The organism is Rhizobium sp. SL42 (assembly GCF_021729845.1).
GTDB lineage: Bacteria > Pseudomonadota > Alphaproteobacteria > Rhizobiales > Rhizobiaceae > Allorhizobium.
Genome location: NZ_CP063397.1, coordinates 1288592 through 1302861, shown reverse-complemented (window position 1 = coordinate 1302861; position 14270 = coordinate 1288592). Strand labels below are relative to the sequence as shown.

The window sequence follows — 14270 nt, the reverse complement described above, 5'->3', positions numbered from 1 at the left end:
AGATCATGCCACGAACCGGAAGTCGTCCTGATGCAGACTGACAAGGTTGACATTCTTGAGCGTGATAGAATGGCCTACATCGTAGTTGATGACCGTATCGCTGCCAACTTGTGCTGCGGCTGACAAGACTGCCTCGAAATCAGCAAACAGCCGGTGATCCAGAGCCAGCACATCGTCAGAACCGGATCCGGCCACGAAATCTGTGATCGTGTCTGCGCCGAAGTTTGGTCGAAAGACGATACTGTCGTTTCCTGCGCCAGTTGTGATGATGTCATTGCCTGACAACGCGTAGAAAGAGTCGTTGTCGGCGGATCCGACCAACGTGTCGTTCCCACCAGTTCCGACAACGGGTGCCAATAGCCCCGCGTCCACGAACTGGAGAAGGGAAGAGCGGCCTATGGACGTTCCGTCCACAAAATCAATCCTCTCGATACCATCAAGAGCCGTTTCGGAGCTGAATTGGTCTGCGACCGTGATCACATCACCGGTTCTGAGATCGGTGACACGTAGATCGGTTCCCGATCTAGCCAAGAAAATGTCGGAAGAACTCAAATCGTCAAATCTGAGGGAATCACTATCGCCGGCAAGCGATGCATCATCATAAATCTGATCACTCCCCTCACCGGACAGGTAGATATAGGTATCACTCCCCAGTCCGCCGTGCAGGAGGTCATCCCCGAGCCCGCCGATCAACTGGTCGTCGTTCGTTCCGCCATCCAGAACATCGCCACCATCGTTGCCAAGGAACATGTTCTCCCGATCGTCGCCGACGATGTAATCGGCGAACTGCGTACCCATGATGCGTTCGATTGAGTTGTAGGTATCTCCAGCAGCATCGCCCGACGTTCCGCCTGTGCTGATATCCAGTATGATGGCCTGCGTTGACGCGCTGTAGTCAACTGTGTCGAATCCATCTCCGCCTAGAAATGTCTGCGCTGCGCTTGACGAACTGAATTGATCGTCATTGCTGCTTCCTGTTTCAGTGACGTTCTGGGACGCAACAATATCTATCCGGTTCAGAAAACTGCCGTCAGCGAATTCAATGCGCTCAATCCCCTGATAGCCGCCTGAGCTCGTATACTGGCCGTCGACTGTAATATGCTGGTTTCTGCCGAGCAAATCTATCCGAAGTGCCGCACCCTCGATCGTAAACCTGACATCGGATTGGAGTAGATCGACAAATTTCAGGACGTCGAATTCGGTAGCGATATTATCCAAGTCTTGGATCGTGTCGCTGCCGTCGCCGGAAGAATACGAATAAGTATCACTGCCGGCGCCGCCGTTGTAACGATCATCACCCAGACCGCCAGCGAAAGTATCATTGCCGCTTGTACCACTCAGTACATCATTACCTGCCGTTCCCCTGATGATCCAGGCCGCCTGCGTGATCTGTTCCCGGTTCCATACAGTGCCATCCGCGAACTCGATCTCATCAAGACCCTGACCGACAGTTGCTCGGTTCCACATCGCGCCTTCGTCGAGAATTAAATGTCCAGTCGGAACAATCTTGATCGTGATGTCAATACCCGTGACGCTCAACTCAACATCCTCGGGATTGATACCATTCAGTACCAAGCGGTCCGTCTCCGTCTTCGAGTGGGATCCGTCGAAAATGATATCGTTGCCGTCACCCAGATTGTAGATGAAACGATCGTTGCCGTTCGCTCCTCCGCCATTGGCTGCCCCGCGTGCGTTAGCAGACTGGAGCAAATCGTCACCGAGTCCGCCGAAGAAGGTGTTGTTGTCACTCTGACCGGCAACGAGGCTATCGTTGCCAGCCGTTCCCCTCATCCAGGCCGCTTGTGTGATTTGGTCCCGGTTCCACACAGTGCCATCCGCAAACTCGAGCTCATCGAGGCCCTGACCGACAGTTGCTCGGTTCCACATCGCGCCTTCGTCGAGAATTACGTGTCCTGTCGGAACAATCCTGATCGCGATGTCAGAACCCGAGATGCTCACCTCCACATCCTCGGGGTTGATACCATTCAGCACCAAGCGATCCGTCTCTGTCTTCGAGTGGGATCCGTCGAAGATGATATCGTTGCCGTCACCGAGATTATAGATGAAACGATCGTTGCCGTTCGCTCCTCCGCCGTTGGCTCCGCCGCGTGCGTAGGCAGACTGAAGCAAATCGTCACCGAGTCCGCCGAAGAAGGTGTTGTTGTCGCTTTGGCCAGTCACCAGGCTATCATCGCCGACGGTACCCCTAATCCAAGCATTGTCCCGAATATAGTTCCGATCCCATGTGGTGCCGTCTGCAAAGGTAATGTTCTCAATACCCCACGCCTCCATCGGCGACCGGAATTGCCAGTCGATCGTGATTCTTGCGTTGTCAGGAATCACATCAACGAACAGCGTGTCGCCAATCCTTGAAAGCTGCACATCATCCGACTCTAGATCCAGAAGCTTGAGAACGTCAGTTTCCGAAGTGGCCCCGGAGTCTTCCACGATCCTGTCGCTTCCGTCGCCACGAGCATAGCCATAGCTGTCGCTGCCAGCCCCGCTATTGAACCTGTCATCGCCAAGACCACCGATGAAAGAATCGTTGCCACTCGTTCCAGAAAGCGTGTCATTCCCAACAGTGCCGGCGATGACAACATTACTCAGGAGATATGTGTCCAGGCTCCAGTCGTTTCCGCCCAGGGCCGTCCCATCGGCAAAGGAGATGCGCTCGACTCCACCAGCTTGGTTGTATTGGCTTTTGAGGGTGACGGTTTCCCCAGTTTGCAGAACACGAATGAGAACATCGCTGGTATTTCCGATTGCCCGTTCGAACCTGATATCCGCAAGGTTGAGATCGGTTAATGCCAGCGTATCGACGTCCGTCCCCGAAGTGACTTCGGTGATGACGTCGCTGCCGTCCCCAAGGCGGTATACGTACGTGTCGCCTCCCGCCAGTCCGTTCAGGGCGTCATTTCCCAGTCCGGCCCGGATTTCAGCATCTGCACCAGCGGTGCCATTGATTGTGTCGTTGCCGTCCGTGCCGCCGACATAGACAATGTTCGCAATCATCTCCGTTCGGGACCATGCCGTCCCATCAGCAAACACGATCTTCTCGACGCCCTTTTCACTGGAGCCATCAACTGTATCCCTGATCAGGATAGACCCCGCGTGACCGGTGCCCGGAAGATTATCGGAAATAAATACTGTAAGGTCATTGCCGTTCCTCACGATAGTTATCTCGCCGGCATTGATGTCGGCGAAGACGATCTTGTCGGCAGAACCATTGTTGCTGGCCTCAGTGATGGTGTCGTGGCCGTCGCCACGGGCATAAACATAGGTGTCGTCCTTGGCGCCGCCGTTGATCGTGTCGTTGCCGAGACCGCCGTCATAGGTTTCCGCAGTGTTGAAGCCGGTGATGGTGTCGTTGCCGTCAGTCTGTCGGGCTGTGATCGCAAGCGCCCGGATAGTTGCGGCATTCCATGTCGTGCCGTCAGCGAACACGATGCTCTCGACACCGCGGCCGTAGTAGTCGTCCAGCGTCTCTTTCAGCAGGATCGAACCACCGTCGCCGGCCCCTGCCGCGCTTTCGGCAATCGTAATCGTCAGATCAATGCCGGAATAGGAAAGGCTGACATCACTGGCATTGATGTCGGCGAAGACGATCTTGTCGGCAGAACCATTGTTGCTGGCCTCAGTGATGGTGTCGTGGCCGTCGCCACGGGCATAAACATAGGTGTCGTCCTTGGCGCCGCCGTTGATCGTGTCGTTGCCGAGACCGCCGTCATAGGTTTCCGCAGTGTTGAAGCCGGTGATGGTGTCGTTGCCGTCAGTCTGTCGGGCTGTGATCGCAAGCGCCCGGATAGTTGCGGCATTCCATGTCGTGCCGTCAGCGAACACGATGCTCTCGACACCGCGGCCGTAGTAGTCGTCCAGCGTCTCTTTCAGCAGGATCGAACCACCGTCGCCGGCCCCTGCCGCGCTTTCGGCAATCGTAATCGTCAGATCAATGCCGGAATAGGAAAGGCTGACATCACTGGCATTGATGTCGGCGAAGACGATCTTGTCGGCAGAACCATTGTTGCTGGCCTCAGTGATGGTGTCGTGGCCGTCGCCACGGGCATAGACATAGGTGTCGTCCTTGGCGCCGCCGTTGATCGTGTCGTTGCCGAGACCGCCGTCATAGGTTTCCGCAGTGTTGAAGCCGGTGATGGTGTCGTTGCCGTCAGTCTGTCGGGCTGTGATCGCAAGCGCCCGGATAGTTGCGGCATTCCATGTCGTGCCGTCAGCGAACACGATGCTCTCGACACCGCGGCCGTAGTAGTCGTCCAGCGTCTCTTTCAGCAGGATCGAACCACCGTCGCCGGCCCCTGCCGCGCTTTCGGCAATCGTAATCGTCAGATCAATGCCGGAATAGGAAAGGCTGACATCACTGGCATTGATGTCGGCGAAGACGATCTTGTCGGCAGAACCATTGTTGCTGGCCTCAGTGATGGTGTCGTGGCCGTCGCCACGGGCATAAACATAGGTGTCGTCCTTGGCGCCGCCGTTGATCGTGTCGTTGCCGAGACCGCCGTCATAGGTTTCCGCAGTGTTGAAGCCGGTGATGGTGTCGTTGCCGTCAGTCTGTCGGGCTGTGATCGCAAGCGCCCGGATAGTTGCGGCATTCCATGTCGTGCCGTCAGCGAACACGATGCTCTCGACACCGCGGCCGTAGTAGTCGTCCAGCGTCTCTTTCAGCAGGATCGAACCACCGTCGCCGGCCCCTGCCGCGCTTTCGGCAATCGTAATCGTCAGATCAATGCCGGAATAGGAAAGGCTGACATCACTGGCATTGATGTCGGCGAAGACGATCTTGTCGGCAGAACCATTGTTGCTGGCCTCAGTGATGGTGTCGTGGCCGTCGCCACGGGCATAAACATAGGTGTCGTCCCCGGCGCCGCCGTTGATCGTGTCGTTGCCGAGACCGCCGGAAATGATGTCTGCTGCGCTTGTTCCTGCAATCGTATCACTGCTGGCAGTACCAATGTGGCTCAACACGAGATTCAGATAATCGGCACGTGTCCAAATGGTACCGTTAGCGAAGACGATCTGCTCAATGCCCCGCTGATATGCGCCAGCCAACGTATCCTTGATCAGGATTGAGCCACTGTCACCCGCCCCTATTTCGCTTTCAGCGATGACGACCTTCAAATCAGAACCACTACGTACCAACGTCACGTCTTCGGGATTAACGCTGGCGAAAACAATTCTGTCGCCTTGTCCCCAATAGTCCCCAGTCTCAATAATCGTGTCATGACCGTCCCCGCGTGCATAGGTATACGTGTCGTCGCCGCCATTGCCCGTCAGGACGTCATCACCATGACCGCCGTTGAGAACATCGCTGCCGTCAAAGCCCGCGATGTCATCATCACCATCGGTTTCACCGCCCAATAGTGCGGTTCGAATCGCGCCAATTGTCCATACCGTGCCGTCATCGAAAACAATACTCTCGATGCCTCGTTCCCTATACTCATCGAGACTGCCAGCCACCAGCACCGTTCCACCGTCACCGGCGCCATCAGCACTTTCGGCTATAGAAAATAGAAGACCTGCCGCAGAGTAACTAAAGCTGACATGTGCGGGACTTACGTCGACAAAATACAGCGTGTCAGCGGCACCCCAGTAATCCGAAGCTTCGTTGATTGTGTCGTTTCCATCACCTCTGGCGTAAATATAGGTATCGTTACCGTCACCACCTGTCAGAGTGTCATCACCAAGCCCGCCATTGATAATGTCGTCGGAGCTGAAGCCTGTGACCACATCATCGCCAGCACTTTCCATCTGCCGGATCAGTGCGGCTTTAATTTCAGAAATGGTCCACACAGCGCCATCGGCAAACTCGATCTTCTCCACGCCGGTGTCGAAGTAATTGCGCAAGGTGCCGATCAGCAAGACGGAACCTCCGTCATTCGCACCTTCATCGCTTTCAGCTATCACCACGGTAACATTATCGCCATTCGCAATAAAACTGACTTCGTCAGAATTTATATCCGTGAACTTCAGCTGGTCACTACTCCCGCCCACCATGGGTTCGCTGATTGTATCGTGCCCATCTCCTCTGGAGTACAGGTAGGTGTCGCTCCCTCCCAGGCCATCGAGGTTGTCGTCGCCCAAGCCACCTTCAATTGTATCCGAACTGTTGTTGAAACCGACGACAGTGTCGTCTCCGGACGTTTGTGCCTGAGTGATCGCCATTTCTCGCATGTCCGCCGGCGCCCAAACGGTTCCATCGGCAAACACGACTTTGTCCACACCAGTGTCGAAATAATTGCGCAAGGTTCCATTGAGACGAACAGAACCACCGTCACCGGCACCTTCGGTGCTTTCCGCAATGACGAGCGTGACGTCATCTCCGTCGCGTGTGATGCTCACGTCATCGGGATTTATGTCAGTGAAGACCAGCCGGTCGTTGCTGCCTCCCTGCATCGCATCATTGATGACATCGTGGCCACCACCCCGCGAATAGGTGAAACTGTCGCTGGAGGCTGTGCCGTTCATGATCTCGTCAGCATTGGTACTGGTCAGCAGCATGTTGCGGATCTGGAGGTAAGTCCATTCGGTTCCATCCGCGAAAACGACCTTGTCGACCCCTGTGTCGAAGTAATTACGGACTGTCCCGTTCAATCGAACTGACCCACCGTCACCCGCGTTTGCGCTGCTTTCGGCGATCACCAGCGTGACATCATCCCCGTCGCGAACAAGGCTTACCTCGTTGGAGTTGATATCAGTGAAGACGAGTTTGTCGTTGCTGCCCCCCTGCATCGGATCATCAATGATATCCTCGCCATCCCCGCGAGCGTAAACATAGGTGTCGCTCCCCCCTTTGCCATTGAGAGTATCGTTGCCAAGACCACCTTCGATTGTCTCCGAATTGTGGTCGAATCCAACGATAGTGTCGTCCCCCGATGTCTGCGCCGATGCGACGGCCATAGCGCGCATATCGCCGTGAGACCAGGTCGTACCATCCGCAAACACCACATATTCAATGCCGGTGTCGTAGTAATTTTGCAGCGTCTGATTCAGTCTGACCGAGCCACCGTCCGCAGTTCCTTCAGCGCTCTCGGCAATGACAAGAATCACATCATTGCCGTCGCGAACGAATGTTACGTCTTCCGGATTGATGTCGGTGAAGACCAGCTTGTCGTTCGCGCCCCCCAACATCTCGTCGTTGAATATGTCGTTTCCGCCGCCGCGGGAATAGATGAAGACATCGCTGCTTTTCGTGCCATTGAACGTTTCATCGGCCGAGGTGCTGACCAGCAGAGCATCCTTCATCTGCCACCACATCCAGACGGTACCATCCGCAAAGACAATTTTATCGACGCCGGTGTCATAGTAGTTCAACAGCGTTCCGTTCAGGCGAACCGATCCGCCATCTCCTGCTCCGACACTGCTTTCGGCGATGATGAGCGTGACGTCGTTCCCATCCCGGACCAAAGTAACGTCGTCTGGGTTGATGTCAGTAAAGACAAGCTGGTCGTTCGATCCGCCCAGGATCGCATCATTGATGATGTCATCCCCGCTACCGCGGGAATAAGTGAAGGTGTCGCTTCCACCAAAGCCGTTTATTGTTTCGTCGGCGGCCGTGCTGGTCAGCAACTGCAATTTTATCTCTTGCTTGGAAATGCTGCTGCCATCGGCAAACTGGAACTCCTCGACGTCCGTCTGGTCGAAGGGCCAGTAATGAAATTCATTTCGGATAAGAAGTGTTTCGCCGGATTGGGTCAGGGTGATCAGAAGATCTTCACCGTCATCCCCGGCTCGCGTGAAATCGGTCTCTGCAAGCGTCACTCCCTCTCCAAAGACCACCCTGTCGTCTTCCGGACGTGTGACGATGCGCCATATTTCTTCAATGATATCATGCCCGTAGCCCAGCCCGAATATGTACGTGTCCGAACCATCTCCGCCGTATAGGACGTCGTCACCAGCCCCGCCGTCTAGCGTATCGTTCGAGAAAAAGCCGGTGATGATGTCGTCGCCGTCTGTTTTCGCCTGCAGCAGATACTGAGCGCGCAAATATGCCGCAGTCCAAACGGTACCATCAGAGAAGTGGAACTCGTCAACCTGGTCCGGGTGATAGTTGATGGCATTGTAGTCGGTTTGATTTTTGAGCGTCAGCGTCTCACCCGTGGCCGTTAAGCTGATAACGAGGTCGTAGGCATTTGCGTTTCGCGTTATCGCAACATCATCAGCAGTGATTTCGCCTTGGAAGAGGACCTTGTCGGCGTCGCCGCCGCTGAGAGCGCCGAGGTTTCGTTCGTAGATAGTGTCATTGCCGTACGCGTAACCAAACAGGTAAGTGTCGTCGCCGTTGCCTCCGGACAGGAAGTCATCCCCTGCACCTCCAGAAAGCACGTCGTCAATGGCAAAGCCGTGGATCGTATCGTTACCATCGGTGGCAGCCTGCTGGAGAACCCATGTCGCTATGTCCTGCCAGGACCAGATGGCTTGTGACCCGTCCGTGAATTTGATGGTTTCAATTCGATCAAAAAAAACGTTACCGAAGACACCCGTCGCGGCATAATCATACTGATTTCTCAGAGTGACACTGTCGGCGGTGCCCGCGAATGAGAGCACGATAGAATTGTCGTTTTCCGGATCTCGTCCGAGGACGATGTCCTCGGCATGAATATCCGCCGAAAATACTAGCGTGTCCGAAGTTCCCGACAGAATGTTCGTCATATTGTCTTCGATGATGTCATGCCCATCACCACGGGAAAAAACATATGTGTCGGACTCGTTGCCACCGGAGATGTAGTCGTCCCCTTTGCCGGCGCGAAGAACATCCTCCCGGCTCATGCCATAGAGTACGTCATCCCCGTCCGTCGAATATTGATCCAGGATCAAGTCAGCTACCTGATCCGATGTCAGGCTTGACCCGTCATCGAATGTGAACAGGGAAATCTGATACTGACGCCACGTGCCATAAACCCCGGTGTAGGTGGCGTCGTACTGGCCCTGGATGGTGATGCTGCCCTCGATCCCATCCTTGAACCCGACCATAATGTCACTGGAGTTTCCTTCCCTGGAAAAGGTCAGGTGACCGATCCGGATACCGCCAAGGAACTGCAGCATGTCCATGTCATTGCGGAAACTGTTGTTTTCCAGATCAATGATCGTGTCGTTGCCATCACCCAAGCTGTAGCGGTAGATGTCCGTGTCACCTGCGCCCTGCAGGATATCGTCTCCGCCACCACCCTGTAAAACGTCCACATCCGCAGTACCAATGATAGTGGTCGATGCATCATCGATCTTCGAAACCTGCTCGGCAATGTCGACCTTGTTCCACAACGAACCATCCGCAAAGATGATTTGATTTACGCCGTAGTCGAAAGAGGCATCACCAATCATCGACCCGGGCCAACGCCCCTCGAACTGATTTGTGATCCGAATGGAAGCGCCCGTCGCCTTGTCCGTCAGGATCAGGTCGATTCCATCTCTTGTCGCCTCAATATCTGCAGCACTGTGGCCAGAGAAACGGATCGTGTCGACGTCGGAACCAAGTGCTCCATCATTGTCGTAGATCGTAACCGAACCGAAATTGCGACCGATCACGTAACTGTCGGCGCCCGCCCCGCCCGATGCCAAGGTCTCGCCTCCATCGATGATGAAGAGATCAATGTCAGAGGTCCCAGTCAGCTCGCCCGCGCCGGACACGATAATGTCCTGTGGCACACCGAAAGCCTGCGCGAACTGCTCAATGGTAACGCCACCAGCAGCCTGCTCCACCGCATGCAGCATATTCTGGACCAGGAACGAATAGCTCACCTGCTTGGCAGAACTGCCTCTTGAATAGTCCGCCAGGAACACATCGAAGAAGGGCTTCCATCCCTGCAATTCAGTAAATGCATTGCCCCCAGTTTCAGCGTCATTCAATACGCTATCGAATACGTCCGACAGCTGATGTCCATCTGCGCTCCGGAACTGGTCTTTCGCGGCGTCATAGACGATGCTGTCAAAGTGATGCGACAGCGGGCCGCTTTGAACGGCAAGCCTGACCGCAAAGAGATTGAGCGTCCCTTCCATTTTGGACAGAAACTCATTGACCGCGTTGTAACCGCCGCTGGCCGAATCGGGCTTAACAAAGAACGGCTGCAGAGACTCTCCGATCAGGCGCTCATAGAATGCGAAGTCTTCTGCGGCGATATCAGTGAAGCTGAAACCGGCAGGCAGGCTGTGGTCAGCCGCGCTGCTGAGCGCACTCGACCAGGATGAACTGCCCTGATGATAGATCCGGACATAGCCGTCCGGTGACGCATACTGCAGATATCCAACCGTCTTTCCGCTCGCGTCGACTGTAGACCCGGCTGCCACACTGACCGCACCATCTTCAGCCAGCGAGCCGATCAATGCAGAAAGATCCGTCCGCTCGTCGATCCCTGCGCCATATGCCCCACCTAAGGAAACAATCACCCCGGAAGCGAAGGCGAACCGAGCGCCTGGGCTAGTTTCGTTCGCAAAGTCCCCAAAAGCTTGGCCGGACTGGGAGAAACCCCAGACGTAATCTACGACCTTGCCGGATGCGTCCTTGACGACAACCAGGTCTTCATAGGCATTCTGGGATACGACCCCCGTTGTCACCTGCCCATTGACCTTAACGGGTGATCCTTCCGCCCAGGCGCGCAGGATCGGCTTGATCTCGTCACGCAGGGTCGCAAGGTCGTTGGACGACAGATTGTCCAGCGTCGTGCGGACCGTGGTCTCGCTCGCAGGTCGCAGGCTCATGGCTTCATGCAGAGCGACGAGCGTTCCATAGCCCTTGAGGTTCGCCAGATCGAGCACTGAAGTCGAGATCGCGATCGGTTGACCGACATAGGTCGTATTCTGGTTTTCAACCTTGAACGAGACATCCGCCACAGTCCTCACGGTCCCGTCGGAAAGTGTGTAGCTTGAGACGCGATCGATCGTATTGCCTGCCACTACCTGACCGCTGGCGCCCTGGCCTTGCCCAGGGATGGCGATAGACGCGATCCCCCATTCGCTCACCGACTTGAGTTCTCCGAGATCGGTAGCATGGTTCTCGTTGCGATCCTGCCAGACCATCAGCCTGTCGAAACGGTCATTCGCATCGACATCACCGTCACCGTCGAAATCCGCGAGCCCGTTATCGCTTGCGTCGATCACGCCGTCCGCGTTTCCATCGAGAGCCGATAGAGCTCCAAATCCAGTCACGCCACCACCGCCGAACATTTCGGCGGCACTGTTGATCTTTCCATCACCATTGATGTCGCGGACAAGGATACCGTCGTCCTTGCCGACGAAGCCGGTCGCCTCCGCATAAAGATCATTATCGGTGTCGAAGCGCGCCTTGGAGTGATCGAGCGAAGTGAGCTCGACCCCATCGCCATCCAGGTCCAGAACCAGCGGATCGGTATTGCCGAAACTGGCTTCACCCGTAATGGTCTTCATGTAGTAGCCAAGAAGCTCGAACAGCCCGGCACCGACAAACGACACGGTGCCCTTCTCGTCACCTGTCAGGTCGAGTAACCTCGAAGACGTGATCGTGTATTCGATGAGGCTGATATTACCCGCACCCGTAGCCCAGCTGGTTCCCGCGCCATAAGTCGCAGCCCAGTTCAGCACGTACATTTCGGCGGCCTTACTCTGCGGCACGCCATTCTCATCGATATAGGTGACCTTCCAGAAGGCGTTTGAGATGACCAATTCACCGGCGTCGTTTAACCCATACGCGGTTCCGTATGCGCCCCAGGCACGGGGATCCTCGGAGACGGAGTTTCGCATGCCACCGTAAAGTGTGATGATCCCGGCCAGGGTTATCCGGTCGTCGTTGCTAAGGTCCGCAATCGCAACGCCGTCTGAGAGCCAGATCTTGTCGTCACCCGCGCCCGTCTCGATGATCGACCCAAACTCGGCATTGATCAGCACGTCGTCGTGGTCCGTAAGCTTGATCCTGTCGGCCCCGACAATCTGAAGCGCATCGTTGTGACCTAGCGCGCCTTTCGCGGCGTAGTCGGCGACGGTCAACAATTCGTCGTCCCAGCCCGCCCACTGGAATACGCCTTCAAGCGAGCTGACCTGCTGCCGCTCGGAAGTGACACCGTTTAGATAGTTGATGCCATGCGAAAGGCCCGAGTAGTCCGCGACATCCACCTTGGTCATGAATGCATCGGGAGCAAGCGTCTCGCCGTCCGGCAATTCGCTTTCGACACGCCCCGATTTCCCCATGTCGATCAGGATGGCCGCTTCAAGCGCGTCGTCCGTAACGAGGATCTCATCAGCGCGATCAGAGAGCTCAATTTTCTCAATGCCGATCAGATGGTCCGTGCCGCTGCTGCCACTTGCGAGGTCCGTGACGGTAAGCTTGATGGCTTCGGAGCCTCCGAGTTCCGGAGTTACTCCGATGTCAGTCACACGCACGCCCTGCTCTTGAATGGCGCCCTCATCCTCCGGCGTCTCAGGGTCGTCTTCGGCCAGATTATCGACGGTATAGCGGACGACGTCCGTCTCATCGCCATTGAGCAGCCATTGCCGGAAGTTGGTCACAAGCCCGGTATACTGGCTGCTGCCGATATAGACGTCGTCTTCGTTCTGGCGTCCATCCATTTCGCTGCGTTCGGTAACGGAGTCGACAAACAGGTCGGAACCATCCCCTCCTAGAAGAAGATCACGCCCCAGCCGACCATAAATGACGTCATCGCCATCAGCGCCCGCAATCATATTGTTCTGGCTGCTGCCGTGAATGGTGTCGGATGCGTCGCCGGCGACATACAGAGCGGTATGGGTCGCATCGAAGCCAGAGGCCAACTCCGGCAGGGTGAGATTGATGGGACCCTGCGCAAGGTTGAACTCCACCGATCCAATCGCCTTTGTCACGGAGAATTCCGTGTCACCGCCGGCATAAAGTTCCTGCATCGCCTTCTTGATGGTTTCCGCGTCAAGACCGGAGCTCGCTTGGTCGAGCAGATCCTCGACAAGCGTCCCGAGCCCCAGGATCTCGACATCCGCAGCGCCAGCGTCAGCGCCAAGCTTCCACAGATCCTGATTGACCGAAAGCTTCAGGATGACGGCTGACAATCCACTATTCGTCAAATTGCCATCAAGGTCACTCAATGCAATCACGCCTTCTAGGGGATCGAAAGGCTGATCCTCGCCTTGATAATCGCGATAGTTAATCCCCCTGTTCGCCATCAGGCCAGCGAACTGCACGACGGCTTGCAGCAGGCCCGGCATCGCGTCCTCAAGCGTTTCAGACACCTTGCCGGCTGACACCAGGCTTCCCAGCTCGTCAGCGTCGCCGAACATCGCGCGGATGCCGGTGTTGCCAAACACATAGCCGTAACCAGCATCAGCGCCCGCCGAGCCGCTGTCGAGCGCGGAATAGGCAATGGCCGTCATCAGCCTATCACTGAGGTCGCTACTGCCGGCCAAGTTGCCGAACTCAGCACTTGCGCCCACCTCATCGCTCAGCAACGCATCCCAGAGTAGCCTCCCGATCGTATGCCATTGGGTGTAGGGATGATAGCTTCCGGAGTTTTCGCTACCGACATCCTCGGCGAACATGACGATGGTCAGCATCGACATGCTATGGAGGGTCAAAGGATTTTGTAGCAAGCCGCCGTGGTTCTGAAGCTCAGTTACCGTGGTTTGCTGTTGGAAGGTGTAGCGAAGCGGGGTGAGCAGCTCTCCAAAAATGGCATAAGCTTTGATCTGCTCATTTAAAAATTCACTGCCCAAGGAGCCCCACGGTGTTAAACCGTTGAAGTAGTCACCCCAGATCGACAGCATCAGTGCATACTCCGCCTGATCGGCAACTGAAGAGCTTGTCGCCAAATCGTAGAGCTTGTTGGCACCGGCCTCGAATGTCATGTTGTCAAAGATGTACGCATCCTGTCCATAAATGGACGCAATGAAGCCCGCCAGTCCGCCACCCAGAGAGTGGCCGGTCAGGATGACGTTCGAAGAACGGGGATCTGACGCCGTAGTGCCCGTCACGGCCTGAAAAAATTCCGCAGCAAGCCATGCCTGATCATTGTAGGGATATCCCGCCCCAAGGCCATAACCGTTCAAGGCATCTTGAAGCAACATGTCGGCGTTCGTACCGCGGTATGAAATCACGGTCTGACCGTTCCAGTCATAGGCGACGGCGTAGAAGCCGGCGGCCTGCCAAGCTTCGTACTCAGCTGGTGTTAGGCCTGATGCCTCATGATCTTTAATCTCAGCGTCGCCGACTTTGGAGCCGTCCAAAACAATTCCTGCATCATATTCTCTATTGTAGGCGTCCATTGAAAGTATAGACATGAAAAGGTCGTTGGAAATAGACATGTTTA

1 protein-coding gene is annotated in these 14270 nt (G+C 55.7%); it reads right to left on the bottom strand.

What is annotated here, in order from left to right; translation table 11 throughout:
* Positions 1–3 precede the first annotated feature (3 nt).
* Positions 4–14265 (bottom strand): calcium-binding protein, encoded by a 14262-nt coding sequence (locus IM739_RS06005; RefSeq protein ID WP_237370287.1) that lies wholly within the window; start codon positions 14263–14265, stop codon positions 4–6.
* Positions 14266–14270: the final 5 nt, after the last annotated feature.